This is a genomic window from Streptomyces sp. CC53, assembly GCF_001865245.1.
Lineage (GTDB): Bacteria > Actinomycetota > Actinomycetes > Streptomycetales > Streptomycetaceae > Streptomyces.
In genome coordinates this window covers 40,405-55,755 of record NZ_MKXB01000220.1, presented here as the reverse complement: position 1 = coordinate 55,755, position 15,351 = coordinate 40,405, and the positions used below count along the sequence as shown (strand labels likewise).

General features: G+C 73.0%; 15 protein-coding genes. 1 reads left to right on the top strand and 14 read right to left on the bottom strand.

Features of this window, described 5'->3' with window-relative positions:
- Positions 1-138: 138 nt before the first annotated feature.
- Positions 139-717: a bifunctional pyr operon transcriptional regulator/uracil phosphoribosyltransferase PyrR gene (gene pyrR / locus BJP40_RS29265; RefSeq protein WP_071269363.1), complete on the bottom strand. Its 579-nt coding sequence runs from the start codon at positions 715-717 to the stop codon at positions 139-141.
- A gap of 199 nt (positions 718-916) precedes the next feature.
- On the opposite strand from pyrR, the gene bldD reads away from it, so the two are divergent.
- Positions 917-1,417, top strand: coding sequence for a transcriptional regulator BldD (gene bldD, locus BJP40_RS29260; protein ID WP_030607052.1), 501 nt, complete (start codon positions 917-919; stop codon positions 1,415-1,417).
- 932 nt (positions 1,418-2,349) lie between these two features.
- On the opposite strand, the gene nusB is transcribed toward bldD, so the two are convergent.
- The 13 genes from nusB to BJP40_RS29195 all read right to left on the bottom strand — a co-directional run bounded on the left by nusB (position 2,350) and on the right by BJP40_RS29195 (position 15,351).
- Positions 2,350-2,778 carry a transcription antitermination factor NusB gene (nusB, locus tag BJP40_RS29255; RefSeq protein WP_071269365.1) on the bottom strand — a complete coding sequence of 143 codons (429 nt, stop codon included), beginning with the start codon at positions 2,776-2,778 and terminating at the stop codon, positions 2,350-2,352.
- Between the two features lie 2 nt (positions 2,779-2,780).
- Positions 2,781-3,347 carry an elongation factor P gene (efp, locus tag BJP40_RS29250; protein ID WP_071269366.1) on the bottom strand — a complete coding sequence of 189 codons (567 nt, stop codon included), beginning with the start codon at positions 3,345-3,347 and terminating at the stop codon, positions 2,781-2,783.
- Positions 3,348-3,414: 67 nt separating this feature from the next.
- A complete protein-coding gene (locus tag BJP40_RS29245) occupies positions 3,415-4,530 on the bottom strand; it encodes an aminopeptidase P family protein (protein WP_071283649.1) in 1,116 nt (371 codons plus the stop codon).
- A 128-nt stretch (positions 4,531-4,658) separates the two neighbouring features.
- Positions 4,659-5,492, bottom strand: a complete 834-nt coding sequence (locus BJP40_RS29240; protein WP_071283570.1) for an AAA family ATPase — start codon at positions 5,490-5,492, stop codon at positions 4,659-4,661.
- A gap of 134 nt (positions 5,493-5,626) precedes the next feature.
- A complete protein-coding gene (gene aroQ / locus BJP40_RS29235) occupies positions 5,627-6,067 on the bottom strand; it encodes a type II 3-dehydroquinate dehydratase (RefSeq protein WP_071283568.1) in 441 nt (146 codons plus the stop codon).
- Positions 6,064-7,152: a 3-dehydroquinate synthase gene (gene aroB / locus BJP40_RS29230; RefSeq protein WP_071283566.1), complete on the bottom strand. Its 1,089-nt coding sequence runs from the start codon at positions 7,150-7,152 to the stop codon at positions 6,064-6,066. Before aroB ends, aroQ begins: the two co-directional genes overlap by 4 nt.
- Positions 7,149-7,667 carry a shikimate kinase gene (locus tag BJP40_RS29225; RefSeq protein WP_071283564.1) on the bottom strand — a complete coding sequence of 173 codons (519 nt, stop codon included), beginning with the start codon at positions 7,665-7,667 and terminating at the stop codon, positions 7,149-7,151. Before BJP40_RS29225 ends, aroB begins: the two co-directional genes overlap by 4 nt.
- Positions 7,664-8,848, bottom strand: a complete 1,185-nt coding sequence (gene aroC / locus BJP40_RS29220) for a chorismate synthase (protein ID WP_071266987.1) — start codon at positions 8,846-8,848, stop codon at positions 7,664-7,666. The genes BJP40_RS29225 and aroC overlap by 4 nt, the downstream gene beginning before the upstream one ends.
- 373 nt (positions 8,849-9,221) lie before the next feature.
- On the bottom strand, positions 9,222-10,064 hold the full coding sequence (locus tag BJP40_RS29215) for a shikimate dehydrogenase (protein ID WP_071266989.1): 843 nt from the start codon (positions 10,062-10,064) through the stop codon (positions 9,222-9,224).
- A complete protein-coding gene (mltG, locus tag BJP40_RS29210) occupies positions 10,045-11,763 on the bottom strand; it encodes an endolytic transglycosylase MltG (RefSeq protein ID WP_071283562.1) in 1,719 nt (572 codons plus the stop codon). The genes BJP40_RS29215 and mltG overlap by 20 nt, the downstream gene beginning before the upstream one ends.
- 101 nt (positions 11,764-11,864) lie before the next feature.
- A complete protein-coding gene (gene ruvX / locus BJP40_RS29205) occupies positions 11,865-12,338 on the bottom strand; it encodes a Holliday junction resolvase RuvX (protein WP_071266993.1) in 474 nt (157 codons plus the stop codon).
- A complete protein-coding gene (gene alaS, locus BJP40_RS29200) occupies positions 12,338-15,007 on the bottom strand; it encodes an alanine--tRNA ligase (protein WP_071266996.1) in 2,670 nt (889 codons plus the stop codon). Before alaS ends, ruvX begins: the two co-directional genes overlap by 1 nt.
- Positions 15,007-15,351, bottom strand: a complete 345-nt coding sequence (locus BJP40_RS29195) for a hypothetical protein (protein WP_071283560.1) — start codon at positions 15,349-15,351, stop codon at positions 15,007-15,009. Before BJP40_RS29195 ends, alaS begins: the two co-directional genes overlap by 1 nt.

Sequence of the window (15,351 nt, the reverse complement as noted above, 5' to 3'; positions counted from 1 at the left end):
GGCGCTGTCCGGGGCGGGAGGGCGTGGGCGGTCGGGGCGGGCGTGCGGCCGGGTGCCGGACGGCGTGGGGCCGGAGCCATTCCGCCGACCGGGATCGGTGGTCCGGGGCGGGCGCGCCGGTGCGGCGAGCCGCCGCTGCTAGTTCCCGCCGGGGGCGGCGGGTTCGCGCAGCCCGAGCAGTACGGCGTCGCGGCCGTCCTCCTCGGTGAGCTGGACCTTGACGGTCTCCCGCAGCGAGGTGGGCAGGTTCTTGCCGACGTAGTCGGCGCGGATGGGCAGCTCCCGGTGGCCGCGGTCGACGAGGACGGCGAGCTGGACGGCGCGGGGGCGGCCGATGTCGCCGAGGGCGTCGAGGGCGGCGCGGATGGTGCGGCCGGAGAACAACACGTCGTCGACGAGGACGACGAGGCGGCCGTCGATGCCGTCGCCGGGGATCTCCGTGCGGGCCAGTGCTCGCGCCGGGCGCATCCGCAGGTCGTCGCGGTACATGGTGATGTCGAGCGAGCCGACCGGCGTCGTGCGGCCGGTGATCTGCTCCAGCTTCCCGGCGAGGCGCCGGGCCAGGAAGACACCCCGGGTGGGGATGCCGAGAAGGACCACGTCGTCGGCGCCCTTGGCGCGCTCGACGATCTCGTGGGCGATGCGGGTCAGCACACGGGCGATGTCGGGGCCCTCGAGAACGGGGCGGGCGGCATCGGCCTGCTGGATGGTGTCCATACGGAAAGGACCTCCTTCTCCGCCTCACGGGACGGACCTTAAAGGACGTCTGGGTTTGCGCCGCCCACCGTACCAGGGTCAGGAAGGTGGTCGGTACGGACCGTCCGGCTTGACGGGTCCAGGTAACGCTGCGTAACCTCACAGTGAGTTACGAAAGCGCGGCGGAGCCGCCACGTCGTCACAGTGTCCAGGGAGCTCTATGTCCAGCGAATACGCCAAACAGCTCGGGGCCAAGCTCCGTGCCATCCGCACCCAGCAGGGCCTCTCCCTCCACGGTGTGGAGGAGAAGTCCCAGGGCCGCTGGAAGGCCGTCGTGGTCGGTTCGTACGAGCGCGGCGACCGTGCCGTGACCGTGCAGCGCCTCGCCGAGCTGGCCGACTTCTACGGCGTCCCGGTGCAGGAGCTGCTGCCGGGCACCACGCCGGGGGGCGCCGCCGAGCCGCCGCCGAAGCTCGTCCTGGACCTGGAGCGCCTGGCCCACGTGCCCGCCGAGAAGGCCGGCCCGCTGCAGCGCTACGCGGCGACGATCCAGTCGCAGCGCGGCGACTACAACGGCAAGGTCCTGTCGATCCGCCAGGACGACCTGCGCACCCTCGCGGTCATCTACGACCAGTCGCCGTCGGTCCTGACCGAGCAGCTGATCAGCTGGGGCGTGCTGGACGCGGACGCACGCCGCGCGGTCGCCCACGAGGAGAGCTGAGGCCGTTCGGCCTCTGCCCCGCACCAGCAGAAACGTTGCCGCCGGAGGGTGGTCCCGGAGTGTTCCGGGACCACCCTCCGGTGTTTCCCGCCGGGTGCTGCCGCCCCACCGCCCACCGGGCCCCCGCGCCCTCGGACGGCCGGGCCGCAGTACGCCTGCCGGGATCTTCGGGTCGGCCCGGCGCCACGGGCCGGCATGCTCCCGGCGGGTGTCGCAGCCGCCGGTGCTCGTCGTGGGGGTCGCCCTGGTCGTGCGCGGCTCGGGCGTGACTGCCGGAGTGCGGGCGCAGCCGCTGGGACGGGCCCACAGGAGGGCTCCTGCGAGCAGCACGGCGCCTCCCAGCAGCCCAGGGCAACGGCCCCGGAGACAGGGCGCTGATGACCAAGCCCGTGAGGGCTGCCGCCAGTTGCAGGGCGAGGGACTGGACGGTCAGGGCGGTGGCCCGGCCGGAACGCGTGACACGACGGTGCAGGAGGTCGTTCCCGCTCGGCTTCGCCGCGCCGGGCCCGGGGCACACCAGGCCGTAGCCGACGACGGCGAGGGCCGTCGGACCGACTCCGGTGAATGCTGCGGTGACGCCGAGCAGAAGCAGGCCGCTCGCGCTCGTACCGAGGCTCACGAGGACCGCACGCTCTCCGCCGCCCGACAGCCGGGCCGTCCACGGGGCGAGCCGACTGCCGATGCCCGAGCAGACGAACCCTGCGCGGGCGAGGCCGTACCGTCAGCGGGCCCGCCGCGGCCCGTGGGACGTCCACTGGGCCGCTCTGTGACCCCTGGGGCTGCCTGGGGCGCTGTGGGGGCACCGCAGGGCGCCACGGGCCGGCCGGGTGCCCGCATGAGGGACCGGTACGCCGAAGGGCCCGCTGGCGCGATGCGCGGCGGGCCCTTCGGGCGGGTGCGGGCCTGGCCGGTGGGCGGGCCGGGCGCGGCGGTCAGTCGCGGCGGATGCCGGGCTTCAGGTCCTTGAACCGGGCCAGGAGTCCGTTCACGAAGGACGGCGACTCGTCCGTCGAGAACTCCTTCGCCAGCTGCACCGCCTCGTCGATCGCCACGGCGTCCGGCACCGTGTCGACCCAGACCAGCTCGTACGTGCCGAGGCGCAGGATGTTGCGGTCGACGACCGGCATCCGGTCCAGCGTCCAGCCCACCGCGTAGGTGGCGATGAGCTCGTCGATGCGCCGCGCCTGCTGCGCGTATCCCTCGACCAGCTCCATCGTGTACTCGTTGACCGGCGGCTGCCGGTCGTCGGACCGCGCGTGCCGGATCCAGTCCGCGAGGACCTCCTGCGCGGAGGCCCCGCGCTGGTCGGCCTCGAAGAGGATCTGGAAGGCGCGCTTGCGGGCCTTGTTGCGGGCAGCCACGGTTAGCTGTTCACCCGGCCGAGGTAGTCGCTCGTGCGGGTGTCGACCTTGATCTTCTCACCGGTGGTGATGAAGAGGGGGACCTGGATCTGGTGGCCGGTCTCCAGGATGGCGGGCTTGGTGCCGCCGGTGGAGCGGTCGCCCTGGACGCCCGGCTCCGTCTCCTTGATGACGAGCTCGACGGCGGCCGGCAGCTCGACGTACAGCACCTCGCCCTCGTGGGTGGCGACGGTGGCGGTGAAGCCCTCGATGAGGAAGTTCGCGGCGTCGCCGACGGCGGCGCGGGCGACGTGCAGCTGGTCGTAGGTCTGCATGTCCATGAAGACGAAGTAGTCGCCGTCCATGTACGAGAACTGCATGTCACGGCGGTCGACGGTGGCCGTCTCGACCTTGACACCGGCGTTGAAGGTCTTGTCGACGATCTTGCCGGAGAGCACGTTCTTGAGCTTGGTGCGCACGAAGGCCGGGCCCTTGCCGGGCTTGACGTGCTGGAACTCGACGACGGACCAGAGCTGGTCGTTGTCGAGCTTGAGCACCATGCCGTTCTTGAGGTCGTTCGTGGTGGCCACGGTTGCGGAATCTCCTGGACTGACGCTGTGGACGACCGAGGAAAAGGTCTCTCGTGCGGCGCGCCGGCTACAGCGCGAGCAGCTCCTTGGTCGTGATGGTGAGTAGCTCGGGTCCGCCGTCCGCCTCCTGGCGCACGACGAGCGTGTCATCGATCCGGACTCCGCCCCGTCCCGGGAGGTGGACTCCTGGTTCGACGGTGACCGGCACACAAGCGTCCAGTTTACTCATGGCGGACGGGGAGAGCTGCGGGTCCTCCTCGATTTCCAGCCCCACCCCGTGCCCGAGGGAGTGCGCCAGGCCCTCCCCGTATCCGGCTCCGTCCAGGATCTGCCGGGCGGCGCGGTCCACGTCACGGCAGGGGGTCCCGGGGGCGAGGGCCTCCCGGGCGGCCCGCTGCGCGGCGAAGACGAGGTCGTACAGCTCGATCTGCCAGTCGGCGGGAGTGGAGCCGATGACGAACGTGCGGCCGATCTCGCAGCGGTAGCCCCGGTAGTTGGCGCCCAGGCACACGGAGAGGAAGTCGCCCTCCTCGACGCGCCGGTCCGAGGGCCGGTGCCCGCCGCGGCCGGAGTTCGGGCCGGTGGCGACGGAGGTGGGGAAGGCGGGACCGTCGGCGCCGTGGTCGACGAGGCGGCGCTCCAGTTCCAGGGCGAGGTGCCGTTCGGTGCGGCCCACGAGGATGGACTCCAGCAGCTCCCCGAGGGCCTGGTCGGCGATCTCGGCGGCGATCCGGAGGCAGGTGATCTCCTCGTCGTCCTTGACGATCCGCTCCTGCTCGATGGCGGTGCCGAGGTCGGCGAGGCGCAGGCCGTCCGCGACGGAGCCGAGCGCACGGTACCGGGCGACGCTCAGGTGGTGCTCCTCGACGGCCAGCACGTCGGCCCCGCTGCCGGCGGCGAGGTCGGCCGCGGCCACGGCGGCGTCCCCTCCTGCCTGCGGCAGGACGGTGACGTGCAGCGCCTCGTCCACGCGGCCTTCGGCGGGGTCCCCCACGGGCGGCCGCGGGCACAGCAGCACGTCCCGCTCCGCGCCTCCCGCGTGCAGCAGAAGGGCGGCGCCGGGCGGGGCCCCTCCGGCGAGATAGCGGACGTTGGCGGGGCGGGAGACGAGCACCGCCGCGGATCCGCCGGCCGCGCAGCGCTCACGGAGCCTTTCACGGCGGGGCGCATACACCTCGGACATGTCCCGAGCGTACGAGCCCCGCGGCGGCCCGGCAGGTCCGGCGCGTCCGACCGGGTTCCGGCCGCCGCGGCGGCCGGAACCGGCGCCGGCCCCGAACCGCCCGCGCACGGCGGGCCGGGCCCGGGGGGCTACCAGTTCGGGGGGCTGGCGACGGCCCGGCCGAGGATCTCGTCGAGGACGCGGGCCGTGGTCTCCACGTCGTACGTGGAGTTGTCGATGATCGGCAGGCCGGAGGCGTGCCAGCCCGCCATGCGGCCGTGGATGCCGGCCACCTCCTCGTCCGACAGCCGGCGGTTGCCGGAGCGTCGGGCGTTGCGCTCCAGGACGACCTCCAGTCCGGGCAGCAGCACCACGGGCAGCAGGCCGGGCCCCACGTGGCGCTTCCAGCCGCCCAGCCCGACCACCGGGCGGTCGGGGAAGACGGCGTCGTCGAGGATGCAGGAGATGCCGTTGGCGAGGAAGTTGCGGGCGGCGAAGCCGCAGGTGCGGCGAGCCAGGCGGTACTGCGCCTCCGAGCGGTCGTTCCAGCCGTCCTGCGGGTCGGCGAAGCCGGCGCACACCCATTCGCGGACGTCGTCGAGGCTGATGTGGGCGGTGGGCACCTGGCGGCGCTGCGCCCAGTGGCGGGCGACCGTCGTCTTGCCCGCGCCGGCCGGGCCGATGAGGAGGACGGCGAGGGTGGCGGCGCCCGTGCCGTGGCCGTTCTGGGCCGGGGCCGCGGTGGGGGCCGCGACGGGGCCGCCGGGCGGCAGTCGGACGTGCCCGGTGGCGTCGGATCCCGCGGGTGACGGAGGCGGCGCGGGCGGGAGGTGCGGGACGGAGCCGGAGCCCGGGGGCGGGGCCCAGCCGGGCGGGGCCGGCGGGCGGGCCGCGGCGTGGGCCGACGGTGGGGCCGGCGGATGGGCCGGGGGCGGGCCGGGCACGTGAGCCTGCTGCGTCCACCCCGCCGCTGCGTGCTGCATCCGGTGCCACTCCGTCTCGTCCGACTGACGCTGTTCGTGCGGCCGTTCGGGTCCGCCGTTACCAAACCGTACCCTCCCGCACCGGAAGACGGGGAACGGTGCGGGAGGGTTCCCGGCGCGGTGTGGCCGGTTCGTCAGTCCGTCAGTTCGTCGGCGAGCGCGCGCAGCGCCAGCCGGTACGAGCCGACGCCGAAGCCGGCGATGGTGGCGGTGGCGACCGCGGCCACGACCGAGGTGTGCCGGAACTCCTCGCGGGCGTACGGGTTCGAGATGTGCACCTCGATCAGCGGCGCCGTGCGCTGCGCCGCCGCGTCCCGCATCGCGTACGAGTAGTGGGTGAACGCGCCCGGGTTGAGGACGACCGGGACCGATCCGTCGGCCGCCTCGTGCAGCCAGCGCACCAGCTCGCCCTCGTCGTTGGTCTCGCGGACCTCCACGTCGAAGCCGAGTTCCTCGCCGAGGGCGCGGCAGGTCTCCACGAGACCCGCGTAGGAGGTGGCGCCGTACACGTCCGGCTCCCGTGAGCCGAGGCGGCCCAGGTTCGGGCCGTTCAGGACGAGGACGCGGCGGCTCACGCGGAGACCTCCCCGTACGCGGCGAGCAGGACCGCCGGGTCGGGGCCTTCCAGGACCGCGGGCTTGCCGAGGCCGTCGAGGACGATGAAGCGCAGCAGGTCACCGCGGGACTTCTTGTCCACCTTCATGGTCTCCAGCAGCTTGGGCCACTGGTCACCGCGGTAGGTGAGCGGGAGTCCGACGGACTGGAGGACGGTGCGGTGCCGGTCGGCGGTCGCGTCGTCGAGCCGCCCGGCGAGCCGGCCCAGCTCGGCGGCGAACACCATGCCCACGGACACGGCGGCGCCGTGGCGCCACTTGTACCGCTCGTTCTTCTCGATGGCGTGCGCGAGGGTGTGCCCGTAGTTGAGGATCTCGCGGAGACCGGACTCCTTGAGGTCGGAGGACACCACGTCGGCCTTCACCCGGATCGACCGCTCGATCAGCTCGGCGGTGTGCGGGCCGGCCGGGGTGCGGGCACCCTGCGGGTCGGCCTCGACGAGGTCCAGGATCACCGGGTCCGCGATGAACCCGGCCTTGATGACCTCGGCGAGACCGCTGACGTAGTCGTGCACGGGCAGCGAGTCCAGCGCGGCCAGGTCGCACAGGACACCGGCGGGCGGGTGGAAGGCCCCGACGAGGTTCTTGCCCTCGGCGGTGTTGATGCCCGTCTTGCCGCCCACGGCGGCGTCCACCATGGCGAGCACGGTCGTCGGCACGGCGATCCAGCGGACCCCGCGCAGCCAGGTCGCGGCGACGAACCCGGCGAGGTCCGTGGTGGCGCCGCCTCCGACACCGACGATCACGTCGGTGCGGGTGAAGCCGGTCTGGCCGAGCGCCTTCCAGCAGTAGGCGGCGACCTCGACGGTCTTGGCCTCCTCCGCGTTCGGCACCTGGACGGCGACGGCCTCGTAGCCCTGTTCGGCGAGGTCGGCGCGCAGCGCCTCGCCGGTCTCGGCGAGCGCCTCGGGGTGGATCACGGCCACCCGCTTGGCCCGGTCACCGATCAGCCCGCCCAGTTCTCCGAGCAGCTGCCGGCCGACGAGCACGTCGTACGGTTCCGAGCCGGCGCTGCCGCCGACGTGGATCCGGGTCACTTCGGTCATGCGTCCTTCAACTCCAGGGCGTCGACGATCGCGTCCGCGACCTCGTCCGGGGTCTTGTCGTCGGTGGCGACGACGAAGCGGGCGACTTCGGTGTACAGGTGGCGGCGGGCCTCCATGAGTTCCCGCCACTGGCGGCGCGGGTTCACGGCGAGCAGCGGCCGGGCGGCGCCGAGCCCGACGCGGCGCACCGCCTCCTCCACGTCCATCGACAGATAGACGACCGGCAGCCCGGCGAGGAGCCCGCGCGTGCCCTCGTCCAGGACGGCGCCGCCGCCGAGGGCGAGGACCCCGGTGTGCTCCGTGAGCGCCGCGCGCACGGCCGCCCGCTCCAGGTCCCGGAAGTACGGCTCGCCCTCGTCGACGAAGATGTCGGAGATCTCGCGGCCCTGGGCCGCGACGATGTCGGCGTCCGTGTCCCGGTACGCCACGCCGAGCCGCTCCGCGAGGAGCGCGCCCACCGTGGACTTGCCGGAACCCATCGGGCCGACGAGGACGATCAGCGGCCCGCTGCTCACCGGATGGTCAGGTGGTCGAGGTAGGACCGCACGTTGCGGCGGGTTTCGGCCACGCTGTCGCCGCCGAACTTCTCCGCGACGGCGTCCGCGAGGACCAGGGCGACCATGGCCTCGGCGACGATGCCGGCGGCGGGAACGGCGCACACGTCGGAGCGCTGGTGGTGCGCCGCGGCGGCCTCCCCCGTGGTCACGTCGATGGTCCTCAGGGCACGCGGCACCGTCGCGATGGGCTTCATGGCGGCCCGGACGCGGAGCAGCTCGCCGGTGGTGAGTCCGCCCTCGGTGCCGCCGGAGCGGCCGGAGGTCCGGCGGATGCCGTCGTCGGTGGGGACGATCTCGTCGTGCGCCTTCGACCCGGGCACGCGTGCGAGGTCGAAGCCGTCGCCGACCTCCACGCCCTTGATCGCCTGGATGCCCATGAGTGCGGCGGCGAGGCGGGCGTCGAGGCGCCGGTCCCAGTGCACGTGGGAGCCGAGCCCTACGGGCACGCCGTAGGCCAGGACCTCCACGACGCCGCCGAGAGTGTCCCCGTCCTTGTGGGCCTGGTCGATCTCGGCGACCATCGCCTTCGACGCGTCGGCGTCGAGGCAGCGCACGGGGTCCGCGTCGAGCCGCTCCACGTCGGCGGGCGTCGGGTAGACGCCGTAGGGGGCCTTGGCGGCGGCCAGTTCCACGACATGGGAGACGATCTCGATCCCGGCGGTCTCCTTCAGGTACGAGCGGGCCACCGCGCCGAGCGCGACGCGCGCGGCGGTCTCCCGGGCGGAGGCCCGCTCCAGGATGGGCCGCGCCTCGTCGAAGCCGTACTTCTGCATGCCCGCCAGGTCGGCGTGGCCCGGTCGGGGCCGGGTCAGCGGGGCGTTGCGGGCGAGTTCGGCGAGCCTCTCGGGGTCGACCGGGTCGGCGGCCATGACCTGCTCCCACTTGGGCCACTCGGTGTTGCCCACCATGACCGCGATCGGGGAGCCGAGGGTGAGCCCGTGGCGGACACCGCCCAGGAAGGTGACCTCGTCGCGCTCGAACTTCATCCGGGCACCGCGGCCATAGCCCAGGCGCCGCCTGGCGAGGTGGTCCGCCACCATCTCGGTGGTGATCGGGACGCCGGCGGGAAGACCCTCCAGCGTCGCCACCAGGGCGGGGCCGTGCGACTCCCCCGCCGTCAGCCAGCGCAACCTGCTCAACGGTGCTCCTTGATTACCTGGGCCTGCGACGTACTCATCCCCGATCCTCCCACGAGTCCCGCCCCGGACCGCGCCCGCGTCCGCTGTGCGGACGCTCCGGTGGTCACGGACGGCCGCGGGTCCGCGGTGGTGCGCCGGACAGCCTGCCGCCGCCGCGGTGCCGCGCCCGCCGGAAGGGACCACCGGGCGGCCCCGCGGACCTGCACCCCGCCCGCGAACAGGCGGAGCCGCCCGGGGCCCCTCAGCCTCTCCCCGGGCCGCCGCAGCGGCACGAACCTCTCGCGGTCCACCGCGCCCGGACGGCCCGTTGCGTGCGCTCGGCCGCACCGCGCGCCGGGGAGCCGCCGGGCACCCGGGCGGGGGACGGCGCCGGCTACCGTGCCGCGAGGGCGTCCTCGCCGGCCGTGCGCATGGCGGCGAGCGGGGCCGGGGTGCGACCGGTCATCTGCTCGACCTGGAGGACGGCCTGGTGGACGAGGAGGTCCAGGCCGCCGACGACCCGGCCGCCGCCTTCCGCCCAGGCGGCCGCGAGCGGCGTGGGCCACGGGTCGTACAGCACGTCGAAGAGGGTCCCGGCGTGCTCCGGTACGTACGGGGCGAGGGCGTCGGTGGTGCCCGCCGGGGTCGTCGCGATGACGAGCGGCACGTCGAAGGCGTGCGCCGCCTCCTCCCAGGGGGCGGTGTGCACCTCGACGCCGAGACGCTCGCCCCAGCCGCGCATCTCCGCCGCCCGCGCCCCGCTCCGTACGAACGCGGTGACCGGGCCCGTGCAGATCCGGGCCAGCGCGGCGAGGGCGGAGGAGGCGGTGGCGCCCGCGCCGAGGACGGCGGCGGCCTCCACCTTGTCGACGCCCCGCTCGCGCAGCGCGGCGACCATGCCGGGGATGTCCGTGTTGTCACCGACGCGGCGGCCGTCGTCGGTGACGACGACGGTGTTGACCGCCTCGACGGAGCGGGCGGTCTCGCTGACCCCGTCGAGCAGCGGGATCACCGCGCGCTTGAGCGGCATGGTGAGGGACAGCCCCGCCCAGGAGGCGTCCAGCACCGACGCGAAGAAGTCGGGCAGCGCCGCCTCGTCCACCTCGAACCGGTCGTACGTCCAGTCCGCCAGGCCCAGCTCGGCGTAGGCGGCGCGGTGCAGCACCGGGGAGAGGGAGTGCGCGATGGGCGAGCCGAGGACGGCGGCGCGCCGGGGCTCAGTCGTCCAGGTTCTCATTGAGCTTGGCCTTCAGCTTCAGGAAGTCGTCGTGCGTCCTCGCGAACTCGGTCTTGTGGGCCCCGTCGGTCGCCACGAAGTACATCCAGCCTTCCGACGTGGGGTTGACGGCGGCCTCCAGCGCCTGCCGGCCCGGGTTGCCGATCGGGCCGGGCGTGAGCCCCTTCCGCGTGTACGTGTTGTACGGGTCCTTGTTGCTGTTGATCTCGGACTCGCTGATCTTGATCTCGCTCTGGCCCTTGAGGTAGTTGAAGGCAGAGTCGAACTGGAGCAGCTGGTTGGTCTCGGTGTTGGTGGGCTTGAGCCGGTTGTAGACGACCTCGCTCATCTTGCGGAAGTCGTCTTCCGTCTTGCCTTCCGCCTGGACCAGGCTCGCGACCGTGAGCAGTTCCCACGGGCTCTTGAGGCCGAGGGAACGGGACTTGGCCTCCATGTCGTACTTCGCGTACTCGCTGTTCGCCCGGGCCACCATCTTCTTGAGGACGTCCTCGGGCTTGCCGCCCTTGGCGGCGGGGTACGTCGCCGGGTAGAGGAAGCCTTCAAGCGGGTCCTTGACGTCCTTGTGGCCCGTCGCCCACTTCGGCAGACCGAGTTCGCCCGCCTTCTCCTTGGCGACCTTCGCGGTGGTACCCGCCTCCAGGCCGAGGCGCTGGTCGATCTGCTCGTACACCCAGGCGTTGCGCCTGCCCTCGGGAATGCTGAGCGCGTTGCGGCTCTTCGGGTCGAGCAGCGCCTCCACCGCGGCGGCGGCCGACATCTCCTTGTTGAGGACGTAGATGCCGTCCTGGATGAAGCGGCCCTTGGGGTTCTTCTCCTGGGCGGTGACGAAGGCTTCCACGCTCTTGACCACGCCGGCCTTCAGCAGTCGCCGGCCGATCTCGGTGCCGCCCGCGCCCACCGGAATCTCGATCTGTGCCGTCTCCTTGGTACCCGTCCCCGAGTAGTCCGGTGCCGGCCCGAACTGGCCCTGGTAGAACTGGTAGCCGAAGTAGCCGACGCCGCCCAGGCCGCCCACGAGGACGGCGGCGACGAAGAGGCAGGCCACGCCGTTGCGGCTCTTGCGCTTCTTCGTGCCTGCGGACTTCCCGCCGCGTCCGCCGCGTCCGCGGCCCCGGCGGCCGGGGGTCGCCCCGTCGCCGGCACCGTCGTCCTCGGGGCCGTCGGGCGCGTCGCGCTCCGGGCGGTCGTCGTCCGTGTCGGCGGGTCCGTCGAAGAACGGGTGCCGCTCCTCCTCGGGGACCTGCGCCTGCCAGTCCTCGGGTTCCGGCTCGGGCTCCGCCCGCCGCTGGCCCGGGGGCTGCGGCGGTGGGTACGCCTCGGGGGTGCTGTACGGGTCGGCGCCCTGCGTGCCGTACGGGTCGGGGTGCGGGGGCTGCGCCCCGTAGGGCATGGCCGCCTGCTGGCCGGTGCCGGTGTCCCAGTGTCCGGCACCGTACTGTTCGGGGGCCGACGGCATCTGGCCGGTGGCGTACCCCTGGCCCGCGTACTGGCCGCTGCCGTATGCCTGCTGCTGGTAGGGGTCGTGCCCGGCGGCGTACGGGTACTGCTGCGGTGACGTCTGCTGCTGGTGGTACTGGTCCTGCTGCTGGTGGTAAGGGTCGCTGCCGGGCTGGTGATGCGCACCCCAGTCCTGGTCCCCGTACAGGGGGTCCTGGGGGTGCCAGGGCTGGTGCCCGGGCGTGCCGCCGTACTCAGTCATCGATCCCCAAACCGCCGCGAGGCTTCCGGGACGTCCACCTCTACGTTGTGCGGCAGCTGTTCGAACGCCACCGCATTGCGCGGAACGTTACCGTATCGCGATCAGATGACCACTTCGACGCCCTCACCGGGCGGATTACCTGATACCCGTTCGGACTCAAGAGCGTTCTGCAGGATGATCACAGCGGCTGCCTGATCGATGACCGAGCGGCCCTTCTTCGCCTTCACCCCCGAGGCGCGCAGCCCGTGGCTCGCGGAGACCGTGGTCATGCGTTCGTCGACCAGGCGCACCGGCACCGGGGCTATGCCCCGGGCCAGTTCCCGCGAGAAGGCGCGGACCTTGGCGGCCGCCGGACCCTCGCCCCCGCTGAGGGAACGGGGGAGGCCGACGACGACTTCGAGGGGCTCGTACTCCTCGACGAGTTGCTTCAGCCGCCGGTGGGCGGCCGGGACGTCACGTCCCGGCACGGTCTCCACCGGGGTGGCGAGGACCCCGTCGGGGTCGCACGAGGCGACCCCGATGCGGGCGTCCCCGACGTCGATCGCCAGTCGGCGTCCGCGTCGCATGGCGTGCATCAGGCCGTCTCGGCGACCAGGCGCTCGACGGCGGCGATGGCCTCGCCGACGGCCTCCGGGTTCTGGCCGCCGCCCTGGGCGACGTCCGGCTTGCCGCCGCCACCACCACCGAGGGTCTTGGCGGCGGTGCGGACGAGGTCGCCGGCCTTGAGGCCGCGCTCGCGGGCGGTCTCGTTGGTGGCGATCACGGTCAACGGGCGGCCGCCCGCGGTGGTGAACAGGGCGACGACGGCCGGGCGGCTCGCGGGGATACGGCCCCGCACGTCGAGGACCAGCTTGCGCAGGTCGTCGGCGCCGGTGCCGTCGGGGACCTGGCCGGTGACCAGGGACACGCCGTGGACGTCCCGGGCGGAGTCCGCGAGGCCGGCGGCGGCCTGGAGGACCTTCTCCGCGCGGAACTTCTCGATCTCCTTCTCTGCGTCCTTCAGCTTGCCGAGCATGGCGGAGATCTTCTCCGGGAGCTCCTCCGGGCGGCCCTTGACCAGCTCCTGGAGCTGGGCGACGACGGTGTGCTCCCGGGCGAGGAAGTTGTACGCGTCGACGCCGACGAGGGCCTCGATGCGGCGCACACCGGAGCCGATGGAGGACTCGCCGAGCAGCTTCACCAGGCCGAGCTGGGCGGTGTTGTGCACGTGGGTGCCACCGCACAGCTCCTTGGAGAAGTCGCCGATGGTGACGACACGGACCCGCTCGCCGTACTTCTCGCCGAACTCGGCGATGGCGCCCTGCCGCTTGGCCTCGTCGATCGGCATGACCTCGGCGTGCACGTCGAGCTCGCGGGACAGGACCTCGTTGATCTTCTGCTCGACGTCGGTGAGGACCGTGCCGGGCACGGCGGCCGGGGAGCCGAAGTCGAAGCGGAAGCGGCCCGGGGAGTTCTCGGAGCCGGCCTGGGCGGCCGTGGGGCCGAGGGCGTCGCGCAGCGCCTGGTGGGTGAGGTGGGTGGCGCTGTGGGCGCGGGCGATGGCGCGGCGGCGCCGGACGTCGATGGTGGCGTAGGCGGTGGCGCCGACGGTGACCTCGCCGACCTGCACGGAGCCCTTGTGCACGGACACCCCGGGGACCGGCTGCTGGACGTCGCGGACCTGGATGACGGCGCCGCTGTGCAGCTTGATGCGGCCCTGGTCGGCGAGCTGGCCGCCGCCCTCGGCGTAGAACGGGGTGCGGTCGAGGACCACCTCGACGTCGTCGCCCTCGGAGGCGGCCGGGGAGGGCACGCCGTTGACGAGGAGGCCGACGACGGTGGTCTCGCCCTCGGTGTTGGTGTAGCCGGTGAACTCGGTGGCGCCGGAGGAGTCGGCGATCTCGCGGTACGCGGTGACGTCGGCGTGGCCGGTCTTCTTGGCCTGGGCGTCGGCCTTGGCGCGCTCGCGCTGCTCCTTCATGAGGCGGCGGAAGCCGTCCTCGTCCACGGTGAGGCCCTGCTCGGCGGCCATCTCCAGGGTGAGGTCGATGGGGAAGCCCCACGTGTCGTGGAGCAGGAACGCCTTGTCGCCGGCGAGGACGGTGGAGCCGGCCTGGCGGGCCTCGGCGACAGCGCCGTCCAGGACGTTCGTCCCGGCGTTGAGGGTCTTGAGGAAGCGGGCCTCCTCGGCCAGGGCGACCGCCTCGATGCGCTTGCGGTCGGTCTCCAGCTCCGGGTACTGCTCGCCCATGGTCGTGATCACGGTGTCGACGAGCTCGCCGACGACCGGGCCGGTGGCGCCGAGCAGTCGCATGTTGCGGATGGCGCGGCGCATGATGCGGCGCAGCACGTAGCCGCGGCCCTCGTTGCCGGGGGTGACGCCGTCGCCGATGAGCATGACGGAGGTGCGCATGTGGTCGGCGACCACGCGCAGGGACACGTCGGAGTCGTCGGTCCGGCCGTAGGCGACACCGGTGAGCTCGGTGGCCTTGTCGATGACGACCTTCAGGGTGTCCGTCTCGTACATGTTCCGGACGCCCTGGAGGATCATCGCCAGGCGCTCCATGCCGAGGCCCGTGTCGATGTTCTTGCTGGGCAGGTCGCCGAGGATCTCGAAGTCGTCCTTGCCGGTGCCCTGGCCGCGCTCGTACTGCATGAAGACCAGGTTCCAGATCTCCACGTACCGCTCGTCGTTGACGGCGGGGCCGCCCTCGGCGCCGAACTCCGGGCCGCGGTCGTAGTTGATCTCGGAGCAGGGGCCGCAGGGGCCGGGCACGCCCATGGACCAGAAGTTGTCCTTCTTGCCGAGGCGCTGGATGCGCTCGGCGGGCACGCCGACGACGTCGCGCCAGATCTGCTCGGCCTCGTCGTCGTCCTGGTAGACGGTGATCCAGAGCTTCTCCGGCTCCAGGCCGTAGCCGCCGTGCTCGACGGAGCTGGTGAGCAGCTCCCAGGCGAGCTTGATGGCGCCTTCCTTGAAGTAGTCGCCGAAGGAGAAGTTGCCGCACATCTGGAAGAACGTGCCGTGCCGGGTGGTCTTGCCGACCTCTTCGATGTCCGGCGTGCGCACGCACTTCTGCACGCTGGCGGCGCGCGCGAACGGCGGCTTGACCTCGCCGAGGAAGTAGGGCTTGAAGGGCACCATGCCCGCGGGGACGAGGAGGAGAGTCGGGTCGTCCGCGATGAGCGACGCCGAAGGCACGACGGTGTGCCCGCGCTCCTCGAAGAAGCTCAGCCAGCGGCGGCGGATTTCAGCCGACTCCATCAGTGGTCCTCATTCCGGTCGTACGGGTGGGTGGGGTGGGTGCGGTCTCGGTGGGCGGGGACGGCGCCTCGGGCGGGGCCGAGGGCCGACCGGCGGGGGGCGGGCAGGGCGTCGACGGGCGCGTCGATCCCCAGTGCCTGCTCCAGCTCGGCCTCGCGCTGCAGCATGCCGGCGCGCACGTCGAGTGCGAAGTCCTTGAGCCGGTGGCCCGCCTCGACGGCCTTGTCGGCCGCCTGTGCGGCGAGGCTCTCCGGGGTCAGCTGCCGGAGCTTGCGGTGCGCCTTGTTGGTGGCCCACACGCCGGCTGCCGCGCCGGCGGTGAACCAGAACGCTCGGCGGAACAT